Below are 13,276 nucleotides of genomic sequence, written 5' to 3' on the forward strand. Positions count from 1 at the left end.
GGCAAAGCTGTCTGCGGTTTGAAACCAAAGACGTGAGACTTAAATGATTTCACTGAACAGCATAATTTGAATTTATTGTAGTGGCAGGTCGTTGCGGGCTCGTCCTACGCCCGGTAAGCGATAACGACACGCGCCGAGGACCCAGCTTGCTGCCCAGAATTGCTTTCATTGGAACCGGGGGAACCATCGCGTCCATCGGGAGCGACCCATTCGATCTGTTGGACTACAATGCTTCAGATGAGCGTGTGGATGCACGGACACTCCTGGAGCGGTCCGGCCTGCTGGGTACAATTGCGGATATCGTACCTATCGATTTCCGGCGGATGGACAGTACGGCGATTTCGTCCGCTGACTGGGCCGACCTGGCCAGCCTGTGCCGACAGCTATCCCGTGACTCAACATTCGATGGGATAGTGATCGGCCACGGAACGGCCAGCCTCGAAGAAACAGCATGGGTCTTGTCGCTGGTTCTGGAGGTCAAGGTCCCAGTGGTCGTCACCGGGTCCATGCGGCCGCTCACGGGCATATCTTCGGATGCGGGCGCGAATCTGGCGGCCGCTGTCCGCGTCGCAACTGCGAAGCACGAGGACGGAGGCAACGTTTTCGTCGTTCTGAATGACGAAGTCCATTCGCCGCGTGCTGTCACGAAGAACCACACGCTGCGTCTGAACGCCTTCCAATCGCCCTGGCTTGGACCAATAGGCACCATCGACGGATCGCGAGTCAGCTTGGCAAGGCAACCTCGGCCAAAAGCGGCTGGTTTCCCACAAGATTTGCTGCGTCGGCTGCCGCGCGTCGACATCGCTTACAGTTACGTCGGCGCCGACGGTTGCGCGATCAGGGCATTTGTCGAGGCTGGCGCGAGAGGCATCGTGTCCGCTGGCTTCGGTCCCGGAATAGGATCGCCGGCCGAGACCGCTGCCCTGGCCGACGCGATAGCGGCTGGGGTTGTCGTCGTGCAGTCGTCGCGCGCGGGAGCAGGCCAGGTTGTTGACAGCGCCCGGCACAAGGCCATGGGCATTATCGCTGGCAACGATCTCAATCCACAGAAGGCTCGTATCCTTCTCGCCCTTTGTCTTGCGCGAGAAGACACCCCGCAGAAAATTGCGCAGGTTTTTCAGTCGATTTGAGCTGCATCCGGCGAAGCCGGGGACCAGACCATGTCTTTTGACATCTCTTCAAGCCACGATATCTGGCCGATGATCTGGGGCAGTGTGTAACGCCGCAGCATATCGCGTGCGGCCTCGGCGATACGCGGCCCGAGCGTGTCGAACTCACCGCGCCGTGTGATGAGTGTCAGTTCCCTTGAAAAGCCAGGGCTGGGCAGGGGTAGCACGGCAAGCGCCGGGAAGTGCACTGCGCCCTGGAGGAGGCAGAGAGGTGTCATGATTGCCACTCCCATACCTCCGACTACCATGGCCAGCAGCGAGTCCGACGTATCGAAGGCGAGCACCTGCGGGTGCTCAATGCGTAGCCTCCGCAGGTGCCGCTCAACCTGTGCGCCCATATGGGAGCGGGCACTGTAGCGGATTAGGCGATGCTCGAACAAAACGTCCCGCAATGGCCGGTTGCGCAGCATATCCCCCCAAGCGGCGGGACAGACCAGCACGAAAGGCTCGCGAAAGAGCGGGAACCGCATCAGCCCGTCGAGTTCTCCCATGGGGTCTGAGCTGATCGCCGCGTCAATCTCATGCCGCATCAGCGCATCGGTATGGGCGTGGGCCAGCCCTGAGAAGGCGGTCACGCGCAAGGCGATAGACCCTTCCATAAGGTCGCGGATCAGGACCGGCCCAACCGCCGACGCAAACGTATCCACCATGCCGAGACGCAGATCCTGGCGCTCGGGGCGCGATGCCGTCGCTCTGACCTCCTCGACCGCTCGCTCGGCCCTGAGGGCGATTTCCCGGATATGGGCAACGAGAACTCGGCCTGCCTCAGTCGGTACCAGAGGTCGGCGGTCTCTATGCACGAGCGGCACATCGATCTGTGCCTCGGCGCGCTTCACCGCTTGCGACACCGCGGATTGCGTCAGGCCAAGCTGAGCCGCTGCGGCGCTCATGCTGCCTTCCTCAATGACGGTCGCGGCGATTTCCAGAGCATGCAAGTCGGGGAGCAGCATGTGCAGTCAGGATAATGGTTTCCAGTAATCTCACTACTAATAGTGATTTGCCATTGCCGCAAGACAGGACATTCAACAGGCTTGCTGCGTACTGAGTACCTGCGCTGCGCAAACAGAAGTCCAAAGAAAAAAACGGGCACAGGTTGGTTCTTGAGGACTGAACTCCATCAGAGGGAATTGAAATGATTAACCTGAAGGCACTGGCGCTTGCAGCCGGCATCGCATTCACCGGATCAGTAGCTTACGCCCAGACGCTCGACTGCGGCACCGATACACTTTGCCGCGTAAAAGCGGCCGGCGTGCTGAAGATCGGCACGAAGGACGACTATGTACCGTGGTCATACCGGGCTGCGGACGGCAGCTTCAAGGGTATGGAAGTCGATATCGGTAACAAGATTGCCAAGGTCCTCGGCGTGAAGACCGAATTCGTCAAGGTCAATTCTGCCAATCGCTTCGAATTCCTCGCGCAGGGCCAGATCGATTTGATGATCGCATCGGCCTCGGATACCGCTGAACGGCGCAAGATCGTCACATTCGTGCATCCGAACTACTATTCGTCCGGCTATACAGTATTCCTGCCGGCTGCAGTGAAGGCCACCCAATGGAGCCAGATTTCCGGCCAGACTGTCTGTGCCGTCCAGGGCGCCTGGTACAACAAGCCGGCCCAGGAGGAATTCGGCATCAAGGTTCTCGCTTTCCCGGGCACCGCGGAGACCGAAGCCGCCATGACCCAGGGGCGCTGCATCGGCCTGCTGGAGGACGATAACCAAATTAACGTTCGCCTGAGTGACCCGAAATGGGCAGGTTACCAGATGCCGCTGCCAATTCAGGCAGACACGCCTTGGGGCATGGCGGTGCGGCAGGCGGATCAGTCGTCGCCCTTCTATTACTTCGTAGCGGGTGTGATCTCGGAGATGCATCGGGACGGCACACTCCTCGATCTGGAAAAAGCGAACGGCATCAAGAACTCAGCCTTCTTGATCAGGATGCATGACGCTTTGAAGGACCACATCGACTGATCCTTGCATAACGGCATGTCCGGCGCCGCGGCGCCGGACCAACTGAGGTCAGGGCTTATGATTGCCGACATCCAGACATTCTTTCGTCATCTCGCGGACTCCGGGATAAACCTGACCATCTTTTACGATGCGTTCGACTTCGATCGCTTCGTGAAGGGTCTCGGCAACACGCTTTTGTTGGTCGTGCTCAGCGGATTCTTCTCCATCATTATTGGCGCAGCAGGCGCCGCGATTCTCACGCTAAGTAAGGGACCCGCTACAGCGGTCGTACGTGCCTATGTTGCGCTTTTCCGCAACACGCCGCTGCTTGTGCAGATGTATTTCTTCTACTTCGCGATTGGCAGCATCATGCCCGTGTCACAGAATGAGATCGGCCTGCCGGTGCCGCTCCTTGGCAGTTTCAGTTGGGCGGTTATCTCGCTTTCGCTCTACTCCGGCGCGTTCAACGTGGAAACGTTCCGCTCCGGTGTCGGCGCGGTTCACAATTCCTACGAGGAAGCTGCCCTGGCGCTGGGTTACAGTCGCACGCAGGCCTTCATCTCCGTCACGGTCCCACTGGCGCTGCGATTCTCTTTCGCCTCGCTGTCGAACAACTTAGTCGACCTGACCAAGGCAACGACGGTCGCCTACGCGGTCGGCGTAGCTGAGCTCCTCTACGTGTCCAACCAGATCTGGTCGGATTCGCTGAACACCATCGAGATGATGAACGTCATGCTGCTGATCTACCTGGGGCTGACCGGAGCCGTCGTCTTCATCATCAACCGGGTTGAGGCGGCGACACGTTTGCCCGGATTTGGTCTGGGAGTCGGGTGATGGGGGACCTGAACTTGTTCGGTCGCCTCCTGGAGTGGATGCCCTTCCTCCTGAAAGGATTTGGCCTCAACATCCTGATGAGCGTCCTTGCCATCACCATCGGCACGACCGTTGGGACGTTCCTGGGGCTGGGACAACTGTCGAGCCTGCGCATTGTCGGCTGGCCCTCGCGGCTGGCCACGCAATTGTTCCGCAACGCACCGTGGCTGGTCCTGCTGTTCTACTGCATCTTCCTGATGCCCTATCAGGTCAGTATCGGCGGCTCCGTGATAGTTATGCCGAGCTGGCTACGCGCCACGATAGGGTTCTCGTTCCCCGTGGCCGCAAATTTCTCGGAAATCGTACGTGGGGCGGTCAACTCCGTCCCGCGTGGTCAGTGGGAGGCCGCCGAAGCCTTGGGCTACAGGCGTAGCGCAACGCTGTTTCGTATCATTCTGCCGCAGTGCATTACTCGGATGATCCCACCGTGGATGAACCTCTATGCGCTCCTCCTTACCGCGACCCCACTCTCGGTGATCGTTGGCGTGGAAGAGGCTTTGGGCAGGACGCAGGCGGCAGTTCAGGCGGTGTCGGACTCGCGGATGCTGATACCGATGTACCTTTCGCTGCTGGCGATGTTTTTCATCTACACGTGGCCGATCAACCGCCTGTCCCTGATGCTCGAGCGCCGCTTCCGTACGAAATGAGGTTTCGATATGAACTTCTCCAGCTCGTCCCAGCCCTTGATTGCGCTTCGCGGTGTTCGCAAGTCTTTCGGAGCCGTCGAGGTTCTCCGCGGCATCGACATAGATATCCGAAAGGGCGAAGTCGTGGCCATCATTGGCCCGTCCGGATCGGGTAAATCGACAATTCTGAGAACGATCAACGGGCTGACGCCGATCAATGAAGGCGTCATCACGGTCGGCGAGATCAAGGTCAACGATCCGAAAGTCGACAAGGTCAAGCTTCGACATCGTGTTGGCATGGTCTTCCAGCAATACAATCTGTTCCCGCACAAGACGGTGCTGGAGAATGTCGCCATGGCGCCGATCCAGGTGCTGAAGCAGCCTCGGCCTCAGGTCGAAGAACGCGCCCGCAAGCTCCTCGGCGAGATGCGCCTTCCAGACAAAGCGAGCTCCTATCCTGGAGAGCTGTCAGGCGGCCAGCAGCAACGTGTTGCGATTGCGCGGGCGCTGTGCATGGAGCCCGAAGTTATCCTCTTCGACGAAGTCACCGCGGCTTTGGACCCGGAGATGGTGAAGGAAGTGCTTTCCGCTGTCAGGAAAGTCGCCGAGGATGGCATGACCTGCATTCTCGTGACGCACGAGATGGGTTTCGCGCGCGAGGCGGCGGACCATATCTACTTTACCGACAAGGGTGTGATCGTTGAGCATGCACCGCCCGCCGACTTCTTCGCACGTGCAAGTGATCCGCGAACCAAGGAATTCCTTTCCAAAGTTCTGTAGGCATTGTTTCCACTGAGCACATCTTTGACCTCATCGACAATGTCGGCGCGGTCGTCGCTCGGGTGCCAAACGTCCGCTTCCGGCGCGATCGCGACCGTCTCCCGGCACCTGAATTGCGGCTGAGCAAACTGACGGCGCCGCATTGAAATTATTGAGAAATTTTGCCCGAGAGCGCTACCATAAATTTCGATTTTAATAAGTATTTCAAACGCTTAACGGATTCGTGGTAGCGGAGGTTCGTGGTAGCGGAGGAGGGACTTGAACCCCCGACCCCAGGATTATGATTCCCGTGCTCTAACCAACTGAGCTACTCCGCCAGGAGTGACGAAGAGGCTCGAGGAACCGCCCAGGGATCGGGCAATTTCGAGGCGTTCGCCAAGGTCGCGCGGATATAAGGTTGGCAGGGCAAACCTGTCAAGCCGGACGCACCAGTATAATCCAATCCCAGAAAAGCTTTGCCGGGCAGGCACTGAAGCGCATGCAGCGGGGTTGAGTTCGACCGGGCACGTCGCTATGTCTCGGCCATGAAATTCTAGAGTTTGAACGAATGAAGCCGCGCATCGCAGTCCTCGGTTGCGGATACTGGGGCAGCAACCACATCCGCACCCTCAAGGCGCTCGGCGCGCTCCACGCCGTTTCCGACGTCAACCGCGCTCGCGCCGAAGGCTTCGCCAGTGAGCAGGACTGCTTGGCGATCGAGCCGGACAAGCTGTTCGAGCGCGCCGATGTCGATGCCATCGTCATGGCGCTGCCGCCGCAATACCATGCCGACATGGCGGTGCGCGCCGTCGAAGGCGGCAAGGACGTGCTGGTGGAGAAGCCGATCGCGCTGACGGTCGCCGACGCCGAGCGTTCGGTGAAGGCGGCAAGGGACAATGGCCGCGTCTTCATGGTCGGCCATGTGCTGCGCTTTCATCCTGCCTTCGAGACGCTCAAGGCGCTCATCGACAATGGCGAGCTCGGCGAGATCCGCTATATCCACTCGCACCGGCTCGGCCTCGGCAAGTTCCATACCGAGAACGACGCGCTTTGGGACCTTGCGCCGCATGATCTGTCGATGATCCTCGCCATCACCGGCACCGAACCGATCGAGGTCAGGGGCGAGGGCGCGGCGCTCTTAGACAATCTCAGCGACTTCGCGCATCTGCACATGCGTTTTCCCAATGGCGTGCGCAGTCATCTCTTCGCCTCTCGCCTCAATCCCTATCGCGAGCGGCGGCTGACCGTGGTCGGCACCAAGGCAATGGCGGTGTTCGACGATGTCGAGCCGTGGGAGCGCAAGCTTGCCGTCTATCGGCACGCGGTCTGGCAGGATAGCGGCCAGTGGGCCTTCACCGCGAACGAGCCGTCCTATGTGGCAGTCGGCGAAGGCATGCCGTTGACGCGGGAGCTTGCCCATTTCATGCAGTGCATCGAGACGCGCGCCGAACCGCGCACCGACGGCGAGGAAGCGATCCGGGTTTTGCGCATCCTGACGGCGGGCACGGTGACGCATAGCGGTTCATCGGCCTGAGCCGCCTGCAAAGACGATCCTGAACTGTAGCGGCTGGCGGAAGCTTTGGCTTACTCGGCGGGAATGTGCGCGGGCCGCGCCGCAAGCCTCGACAGCATGGCCTCGGCCTCGGCGCCGCGCTCGGAGCGCTCGATGAAGCCGCCGCCGAAGACACGCGCCTCGTTGCCGTCATCGGAATAGAGCACGCAGGCCTGCCCGGGCGCGATGCCGGATTCGCCGTCGACCAGCTCGACCGAGGTCACGCCGTCGCGATGATGCAGCACGGCCGGGCGCGGCGGCCGGGTCGAACGGACTTTTGCGAAAAGCTCGATGCCGCCGGCGGGGACGTCCGAGAGCGGGCCGTCGCCAAGCCAGTTCATGGCGCGCAGATAGATCTTGTGCGTCTCCAGCGCCTCGCGCGGGCCGACGACGACGCGCGCCCGGTCGGCGTCGAGATGGACGACATAAAGCGGCTCGCCTGAGGCGATGCCGATGCCGCGGCGCTGGCCGATCGTGTAGCGCAGGATGCCTTCATGGCGCCCGAGCACGCGGCCGTCGATATGGACGATGTCGCCCGGATTGGCGGCCGCCGGCTTCAGCTTGGCGATGATGTCGGAATACTTGCCTTGCGGTACGAAGCAGATGTCCTGGCTGTCCTGCTTGGCGGCGACCGTCAGCCCCATCTCCTCGGCGATCGCCCGCACCTGCGGCTTAGAGAGGCCGCCCAGCGGAAAGCGCAGATAGTCGATCTGCGCCTGCGTGGTGGCGAACAGGAAATAGCTCTGGTCGCGGTCGGCATCGACCGGACGGTAGAGCGCGCGATGGGCGCCATTGGCGCGGGAGCGGATGTAGTGGCCGGTGGCCAAGGCGTCGGCGCCGAGATCCTGCGCGGTGGCCAAAAGATCGGCGAACTTGACCGTCTGGTTGCACGACACGCAGGGAATCGGCGTCTCTCCGGCGACATAGCTCTCGGCGAAGGGATCGATGACCGCCTTGCGGAAGCGCTCTTCGTAGTCGAGCACGTAATGCGGGATGCCGAGCGTCTCGGAGACGCGGCGGGCGTCGTCGATATCCTGGCCGGCGCAGCAGGAACCCGCCCGGTGTGTGGCCGCGCCGTGATCGTAAAGCTGCAAGGTGACGCCGACGACATCATAGCCCTCTCGCTTCAGGATGCCGGCAACGACCGACGAATCGACGCCGCCCGACATGGCAACGACGACGCGGGTGTTTTCTGGGCGTCCGGGAAGATCGAGGCTGTTCATGGTTCTTTCAATCTGCGTGGCGCTGGCTGCCAATGGCCGGAATATAGGTCAAGCGACCCGGGTGCGCCAGCTTGCCTGCCGAAGCGATTTTTCCCGGCAAAATCAGGGCTCCGACCGCGATTGTCTCAAATGCCGAACAAAAACCTAACGTGACGTTCACGATCCTTACCTAGTCATTAGGGTTCGCTTAGGCAAATTTTAAAGCTGTGGCGGTACTGTGGCGGGGATTGGGTCTTTGAGTTTTTAGTAGAGAGTACGAATGACCGATCTGGTTAGACCTAGAGTCAAGTATGTTATAGGGCCCGACGGCAGCCCGCTAACGATAGCCGACCTGCCGCCGACGAACACGCGGCGCTGGGTTATCCGGCGCAAGGCGGAAGTGGTCGCGGCGGTGCGCGGCGGACTGCTCAGTCTTGAGGAAGCCTGCCAGCGCTACAAGCTCACCACCGAGGAATTTCTCTCCTGGCAGGCGTCGATCGACGAATATGGCCTTGCCGGGCTGCGCACGACGCGAATCCAGCAATACCGGCACTAAAGCGCCTCGCGATCTTTCAGATTCGCTCCGTGCGCTCTAGGTTTTTGATTTTACGCATGTCTTTGTCCCGAAACCGGCTCCCACTTTCGGGAGACATGCTTTGGTCAGACCGTTAGCACGACCTTGCCGATCGGCCGGGTCGCAAGGAAGGCATGGGCTGCGCCTGCCTGATCGAGCGGGAAGGCTTTCGCCACGTGGGCCGACAGCTTCTTGGCATCGACCAGCCTGGCGAGTTCGACAAGGCCCTCGCGGTCGGGCGTCACCGACATGCGCTCGACGCGGATGTTCCGCTCCTTTGCCTTCGCCTTTGTCGTGTCGTGGACATTGAGCAGCGAGACCAGCACGCCACCGTCCCCCAGCACCTTAAGCGACTCCTCGGCGTGGTCGCCGCCGACAGTCTCCAGCACCAGGTCGAAGCCGCCGGCCTTCTCAGTGAAATCACCCTTGGTGTAGTCGAGGACCTCGTCGGCGCCGAGCGAGCGAACGAAGTCGAGCTTGCCCGGGCTGGCGGTCGAGACGACATGAGCGCCGCGTGCTTTGGCGATCTGCACAGCCAGATGGCCGACACCACCAGCCCCGGCGTGGATCAGCACGCGCTGGCCGGACTGAATGCGGCCGTGCCGGACGAGGCCTTGCCAGGCGGTAAGGCCAGCCAGCGGCAGCGCCGCGGCGTGGACATGATCGATGCCGGCAGGCTTGATGGCGATCTCGTCCGCCGGCGCGGCCGCGAGATCGGCATAGGCTCCGACCTGTTTCGGAAAGCGCGGCATGCCGAACACATCGTCGCCGACCTTGAAGGCGGTCACGCCGGCGCCAAGCGCCTCGACGGTTCCGGAAATATCCCAGCCGAGAATGAAAGGCGGCTCGCCAAGCAGGGGGTAAAAGCCGCCGCGCACGGCGCCATCGACAGGGTTGATGCCCGCCGCCTCGACGCGGACCAGCACCTCGCCAGGCTTGGGCGAGGGGTCTGGCTGCTCGGCGACGAAAAGGACGTCGGGTCCACCGACGGAGTTCTGGATAACCGCACGCATCAAGGTCTCCCATGAATGAATATGCCGCTATCATTTGGATAGTAATATTCTGTTGTCTAGTATGTACCTTTTCTATATATAGGTACCTCATGGATAGTGATAACTCCACCCCCTTCGGCTACGATGCGTTCCGGCGCACCTGCCCGTCGCATACCGTGCTCGAGATGCTGGCCAGCAAATGGGTTTATCTGACCGTCTGCGCGCTAAGGCGCGGCCGGCTGCGCAATGGCGAACTGGCGCGCAAGATGGAAGGCATCACGCCGAAGATGCTGACCCAGACGCTGCGTGTGCTCGAGCGCGACGGCCTTGTCCGGCGCGAGGTCTATCCGGTCATCCCGCCGCGGGTTGAATATGAGCTGACGGAGCTCGGCCAGAACCTGGCGGGACTGCTCAGCCAAATCCGGTCATGGGCGGAAGAGCATGCGCCCGACATCAAGGATGCCCGCGCGCGGGCATCGGCGAACCATCAGGACGATATGGCAGTGCTGCCTTGAAGCGGGGGCGCGGGCGGGATTTGTCCCGGCGCGGGTTTCAACAGCGATGCCGGCGGGCACCGGCGTTGGGGCGAATAGCGATCCACTCAGCCGATCATGGCGCTGCGGCCGCCCACTTCCGCGTCGCGGATCTTGCTGTCGCGCGATTCCAGCATCTCCGCCTTGGAAAGCTCCGCTTCAGCTTCGCCGAGTAATGATTCGGCCGTGGTTCGCTGCTGGGCGAGGTCGCCCTGCGAGTTCCTGAGGTTGTCGCGGCGCAGGCGCGCTGCCTTGGCGAAGGTCGGGTAGGCAAAATGGTTGATGTCGGTGATGCCGGCTTTTTTCTCTTCGGCGACGATCTGCGCCTCCAACTCGACGGCCATGCGCTCGAACTCGGCGATCATCATGTCCAACTGCAACAGCTGGCGCCGTTTCTCATTCACCTGAAACTGCTTCAGCCGAACGAGGTTTTCACGTGACTTCATGACTCGGTACTCCCGGAAACGCACACCTGCATATCGTCCCATCAGCCTGGAAAGGCCCAAGCGTCACCCGTTTCCCCCGGCTTTCCCAACGCTATGGGAAACAAAGCCCTAAAGATTTTTGCCGGCGGTAACCATTCGTTTACGGGCATTGTTAATCATACGGGCGAGGACTTAAGGCCGGGTAAAAATTCCGGCTGCGGCGGGAAGCCCAGGCCTGCGAGTCTCTGGAGTCACTTAGGCTGACTAATTAATGTGGTACATGAGCGATTTGGGTCTGTGATTCGTTATTAGATTCAAGTGGGTGTAGAAAGGGGTTAAAAAATCTGATATCGTGTTCGGCACGAAATTAGGATTTGTTAACCAGTCAGTGGCACCTTCTGTTCAGGCAATCACTGCTCCGGTCCCGGACGGGTCGTGACGCGGTCCGGCAGCAGAAAAGGGGAATGAAATGCGTGTTCTGCTGATTGAAGACGACAGTGCAACCGCACAAAGCATCGAGTTGATGCTGAAATCGGAGAGCTTCAACGTCTATACGACCGATCTCGGCGAAGAAGGGGTCGATCTCGGCAAGCTCTACGACTACGACATCATCCTTCTCGATCTCAACCTTCCCGACATGTCGGGCTACGAAGTGCTGCGCACGCTTCGCCTCTCCAAGGTCAAGACGCCGATCCTGATCCTCTCCGGCATGGCCGGCATAGAGGACAAGGTGCGCGGCCTCGGCTTCGGCGCCGACGACTACATGACAAAGCCCTTCCACAAGGACGAACTGGTGGCACGCATCCATGCCATCGTGCGCCGCTCCAAGGGCCATGCCCAGTCGGTCATCACGACCGGCGACCTGGTGGTCAATCTCGATGCCAAGACGGTCGAGGTCGGTGGCCAGCGCGTGCATCTGACGGGCAAGGAATACCAGATGCTGGAGCTGCTCTCGCTGCGCAAGGGCACGACGCTGACAAAGGAAATGTTCCTCAACCATCTCTATGGCGGCATGGACGAGCCGGAACTGAAGATCATCGACGTCTTCATCTGCAAGCTGCGCAAGAAGCTCGACGCGGCCTCCGGCGGCCAGAACTATATCGAGACTGTATGGGGTCGCGGCTATGTGCTGCGCGAGCCTGAAGACATCCGCGTCAGCGCCTGAGCGGAGCCAAGAAATTCATACGAAAAACCCGGCTTTGGCCGGGTTTTTCGTTTTTTGATATCGAAAATCTCAGGCTGCGATCTTCAGGGAGCGGAAGCTCTCGAGTAACTGCGCCCGGTTGAAAGGCTTCAGCAGATAGCCCTGGGCGCCGGCGCGTTTCGCCCGCATGATCGAAGCGACGTCGACTTCGACGAGCGAAACCAGGATCTGCGGCTTGACGGGGCTTTCGATGGCGCGGATGCGGCGAATGAGGTCCACTGCCTGCATGTCGGCCAAGCCGCCGTCGACAACGATGACATCGGGCATTTCGGTGGAGCACATCTCGATCGCATCAAGCCCGTTGGCCGCTTCGATGACCAGGATGTCCGAACCGCCAAGGATACGCTTTGCAACTTTCCTGATGACGCTCGAATCGTCCACGAACAGGCAGCGCTTCATTTCCGGGTCCTCTTTGCCATCTGCCGAACCGGCAACCTCCGGTAACCGTGGGGCACCTTAGAGCAATCCGGTAAAGAAGCTGAAAAGCCGTTAGGTAAAGTTTTTCCAAAGAGGCGCGTTGCGCGCTTTTTCGCCGCCGAACCAATACACCTGCAATGGTAAGGATTGCCCCTCTGGCATTGCAAGCGGAAATATCAGTGGAATGAATACTTGACCTGTTCTTGGCCGTTGTCTTCAGGCCGCCGACAGCACGATCTCTTCGGCCGTCGCGTGAATCGAGATCGTCATGTTGGCCTCACGCGCCAAAAGCAGCGTGTAATAAGGCTGGACCGAGTGGGCGTCGATGGGCTCTTCGGGCTTGTGACCGGAATGCAGCTCGAGGAATTTTGGCGGCACGCGCAGCATCGGGCCGCTGGCCGACAGCGAAAAACGCGGCTCGGTCTCGAGGTTCTCCAGCGTGACCACCAGTTTGCCGCCGCGCGGTATGGCGGCATTGGCGACGAGAATGAGATTGAGCAGCAGCTTGACTTTGTTCTTGGGCAGCAGCGCGCGAGCCCCGTTCCAGACCAGTTCCGGCTTCTCATTCTTCAGAAAGGCAATGGCTACGGCCTCCGCGTCGCCGGTGTCGATCATCATGCCGGCAGAGCCGGCGGCGCCGAAAGCGATGCGGGCAAACTGCAGGCGCGCCGAGGCGTTCCTGGCGCTCTGGCGGATCAGCTTCATGGCGTCTTCGTCGGCGCCGCCTTCGTCGAGCAGTTCGAGGCCGTTGTTTATGGCGCCGACCGGCGAAATGATGTCATGGCATACGCGGCTGCACAGAAGCGCCGCCAGATCGGGGGCGGAGAGGGTGAAGAGCTCGGCCATCGGATAAATCCCTGCTAGTTCACATATTCATGGCCGAGCGACCGATTTTCGCGCCCGCCACGCGAATCACGCTCTTTCCAACGCCCTCTGAATACACAGCGCCCGCCCGTGCATCAACAAATCCGCAGCCGCGGACGGCGAAAATGGTGCGTTTAC

Annotated in this window: 16 protein-coding genes and 1 tRNA gene; 9 read left to right on the forward strand and 8 right to left on the reverse strand. The window is 60.5% G+C overall.

Annotation, left to right across the window (positions count from 1 at the left end; all coding sequences use genetic code 11):
• Positions 1-146: 146 nt before the first annotated feature.
• Positions 147-1,130: an asparaginase gene (locus EJ070_RS16270; protein WP_245464898.1), complete on the forward strand. Its 984-nt coding sequence runs from the start codon at positions 147-149 to the stop codon at positions 1,128-1,130.
• Here the strand turns inward: EJ070_RS16270 and EJ070_RS16275 are convergent.
• Positions 1,118-2,119 carry a LysR family transcriptional regulator gene (locus tag EJ070_RS16275; protein WP_126092279.1) on the reverse strand — a complete coding sequence of 334 codons (1,002 nt, stop codon included), beginning with the start codon at positions 2,117-2,119 and terminating at the stop codon, positions 1,118-1,120. The genes EJ070_RS16270 and EJ070_RS16275 overlap by 13 nt on opposite strands.
• A 182-nt stretch (positions 2,120-2,301) precedes the next feature.
• Here EJ070_RS16275 and EJ070_RS16280 point away from each other — a divergent pair, with 182 nt between their 5' ends.
• Genes EJ070_RS16280 through EJ070_RS16295 form a run of 4 tightly spaced genes read left to right on the forward strand, consistent with a single transcriptional unit; the run spans position 2,302 to position 5,396 of the window.
• Positions 2,302-3,138: a transporter substrate-binding domain-containing protein gene (locus tag EJ070_RS16280; RefSeq protein ID WP_126092280.1), complete on the forward strand. Its 837-nt coding sequence runs from the start codon at positions 2,302-2,304 to the stop codon at positions 3,136-3,138.
• Positions 3,139-3,195: 57 nt separating this feature from the next.
• Positions 3,196-3,951, forward strand: a complete 756-nt coding sequence (locus EJ070_RS16285) for an amino acid ABC transporter permease (RefSeq protein WP_126092281.1) — start codon at positions 3,196-3,198, stop codon at positions 3,949-3,951.
• Positions 3,951-4,637, forward strand: coding sequence for an amino acid ABC transporter permease (locus EJ070_RS16290; protein WP_126092282.1), 687 nt, complete (start codon positions 3,951-3,953; stop codon positions 4,635-4,637). The genes EJ070_RS16285 and EJ070_RS16290 overlap by 1 nt, the downstream gene beginning before the upstream one ends.
• Positions 4,638-4,646: 9 nt before the next feature.
• Positions 4,647-5,396 carry an amino acid ABC transporter ATP-binding protein gene (locus tag EJ070_RS16295; RefSeq protein WP_126092283.1) on the forward strand — a complete coding sequence of 250 codons (750 nt, stop codon included), beginning with the start codon at positions 4,647-4,649 and terminating at the stop codon, positions 5,394-5,396.
• A 240-nt stretch (positions 5,397-5,636) separates the two neighbouring features.
• Here EJ070_RS16295 and EJ070_RS16300 read toward each other — a convergent pair.
• Positions 5,637-5,713, reverse strand: a tRNA-Met gene (locus EJ070_RS16300).
• Positions 5,714-5,943: 230 nt separating this feature from the next.
• On the opposite strand from EJ070_RS16300, the gene EJ070_RS16305 reads away from it, so the two are divergent.
• The gene (locus EJ070_RS16305; protein ID WP_126092284.1) at positions 5,944-6,909 is read left to right on the forward strand and encodes a Gfo/Idh/MocA family oxidoreductase; all 966 of its coding nucleotides are present in this window, start codon (positions 5,944-5,946) and stop codon (positions 6,907-6,909) included.
• A 50-nt stretch (positions 6,910-6,959) separates the two neighbouring features.
• Here EJ070_RS16305 and mnmA read toward each other — a convergent pair whose 3' ends face one another.
• Positions 6,960-8,150: a tRNA 2-thiouridine(34) synthase MnmA gene (gene mnmA, locus EJ070_RS16310; RefSeq protein WP_126092285.1), complete on the reverse strand. Its 1,191-nt coding sequence runs from the start codon at positions 8,148-8,150 to the stop codon at positions 6,960-6,962.
• Between the two features lie 7 nt (positions 8,151-8,157).
• The gene (locus tag EJ070_RS36290) at positions 8,158-8,310 is read right to left on the reverse strand and encodes a hypothetical protein (RefSeq protein WP_189350547.1); all 153 of its coding nucleotides are present in this window, start codon (positions 8,308-8,310) and stop codon (positions 8,158-8,160) included.
• A 99-nt stretch (positions 8,311-8,409) separates the two neighbouring features.
• On the opposite strand from EJ070_RS36290, the gene EJ070_RS16315 reads away from it, so the two are divergent.
• On the forward strand, positions 8,410-8,685 hold the full coding sequence (locus EJ070_RS16315; protein WP_006203587.1) for a DUF1153 domain-containing protein: 276 nt from the start codon (positions 8,410-8,412) through the stop codon (positions 8,683-8,685).
• 104 nt (positions 8,686-8,789) lie between these two features.
• Here EJ070_RS16315 and EJ070_RS16320 read toward each other — a convergent pair whose 3' ends face one another.
• Positions 8,790-9,716: an NADP-dependent oxidoreductase gene (locus EJ070_RS16320; RefSeq protein ID WP_126092286.1), complete on the reverse strand. Its 927-nt coding sequence runs from the start codon at positions 9,714-9,716 to the stop codon at positions 8,790-8,792.
• An 89-nt stretch (positions 9,717-9,805) separates the two neighbouring features.
• Between EJ070_RS16320 and EJ070_RS16325 the strand changes: the two genes are divergently transcribed.
• Complete coding sequence (locus tag EJ070_RS16325) at positions 9,806-10,210, forward strand: helix-turn-helix domain-containing protein (protein ID WP_126092287.1); 405 nt, start codon at positions 9,806-9,808, stop codon at positions 10,208-10,210.
• Positions 10,211-10,296: 86 nt separating this feature from the next.
• Here the strand turns inward: EJ070_RS16325 and EJ070_RS16330 are convergent, their stop codons facing one another.
• Positions 10,297-10,674 (reverse strand): flagellar export protein FliJ, encoded by a 378-nt coding sequence (locus EJ070_RS16330; protein ID WP_126095789.1) that lies wholly within the window; start codon positions 10,672-10,674, stop codon positions 10,297-10,299.
• 448 nt (positions 10,675-11,122) lie between these two features.
• Between EJ070_RS16330 and ctrA the strand changes: the two genes are divergently transcribed.
• Complete coding sequence (gene ctrA, locus EJ070_RS16335) at positions 11,123-11,818, forward strand: cell cycle two-component system response regulator CtrA (protein WP_006203583.1); 696 nt, start codon at positions 11,123-11,125, stop codon at positions 11,816-11,818.
• 69 nt (positions 11,819-11,887) lie between these two features.
• Here the strand turns inward: ctrA and EJ070_RS16340 are convergent, their stop codons facing one another.
• Together EJ070_RS16340 and EJ070_RS16345 are read right to left on the reverse strand one after the other, a co-directional pair.
• Positions 11,888-12,256 carry a response regulator gene (locus EJ070_RS16340; protein ID WP_126092288.1) on the reverse strand — a complete coding sequence of 123 codons (369 nt, stop codon included), beginning with the start codon at positions 12,254-12,256 and terminating at the stop codon, positions 11,888-11,890.
• Between the two features lie 234 nt (positions 12,257-12,490).
• A complete protein-coding gene (locus tag EJ070_RS16345) occupies positions 12,491-13,120 on the reverse strand; it encodes a histidine phosphotransferase family protein (protein ID WP_126092289.1) in 630 nt (209 codons plus the stop codon).
• Positions 13,121-13,276: the final 156 nt, after the last annotated feature.

Source organism: Mesorhizobium sp. M1E.F.Ca.ET.045.02.1.1, assembly GCF_003952485.1.
GTDB lineage: Bacteria > Pseudomonadota > Alphaproteobacteria > Rhizobiales > Rhizobiaceae > Mesorhizobium.

Bases quoted from the DNA above. Each gene is read 5' to 3' on its own strand.
- EJ070_RS16305 (WP_126092284.1), top strand. From the start codon at position 5,944: ATGAAGCCGCGCATCGCAGTCCTCGGTTGCGGATACTGGGGCAGCAAC.
- EJ070_RS16320 (WP_126092286.1), bottom strand. From the start codon at position 9,716: ATGCGTGCGGTTATCCAGAACTCCGTCGGTGGACCCGACGTCCTTTTC.
- EJ070_RS16290 (WP_126092282.1), top strand. From the start codon at position 3,951: ATGGGGGACCTGAACTTGTTCGGTCGCCTCCTGGAGTGGATGCCCTTC.
- EJ070_RS16295 (WP_126092283.1), top strand. From the start codon at position 4,647: ATGAACTTCTCCAGCTCGTCCCAGCCCTTGATTGCGCTTCGCGGTGTT.
- EJ070_RS16325 (WP_126092287.1), top strand. From the start codon at position 9,806: ATGGATAGTGATAACTCCACCCCCTTCGGCTACGATGCGTTCCGGCGC.
- EJ070_RS16345 (WP_126092289.1), bottom strand. From the start codon at position 13,120: ATGGCCGAGCTCTTCACCCTCTCCGCCCCCGATCTGGCGGCGCTTCTG.
- EJ070_RS16280 (WP_126092280.1), top strand. From the start codon at position 2,302: ATGATTAACCTGAAGGCACTGGCGCTTGCAGCCGGCATCGCATTCACC.
- ctrA (WP_006203583.1), top strand. From the start codon at position 11,123: ATGCGTGTTCTGCTGATTGAAGACGACAGTGCAACCGCACAAAGCATC.
- EJ070_RS16275 (WP_126092279.1), bottom strand. From the start codon at position 2,119: ATGCTGCTCCCCGACTTGCATGCTCTGGAAATCGCCGCGACCGTCATT.
- EJ070_RS16330 (WP_126095789.1), bottom strand. From the start codon at position 10,674: ATGAAGTCACGTGAAAACCTCGTTCGGCTGAAGCAGTTTCAGGTGAAT.
- EJ070_RS16285 (WP_126092281.1), top strand. From the start codon at position 3,196: ATGATTGCCGACATCCAGACATTCTTTCGTCATCTCGCGGACTCCGGG.
- EJ070_RS16340 (WP_126092288.1), bottom strand. From the start codon at position 12,256: ATGAAGCGCTGCCTGTTCGTGGACGATTCGAGCGTCATCAGGAAAGTT.
- mnmA (WP_126092285.1), bottom strand. From the start codon at position 8,150: ATGAACAGCCTCGATCTTCCCGGACGCCCAGAAAACACCCGCGTCGTC.
- EJ070_RS16315 (WP_006203587.1), top strand. From the start codon at position 8,410: ATGACCGATCTGGTTAGACCTAGAGTCAAGTATGTTATAGGGCCCGAC.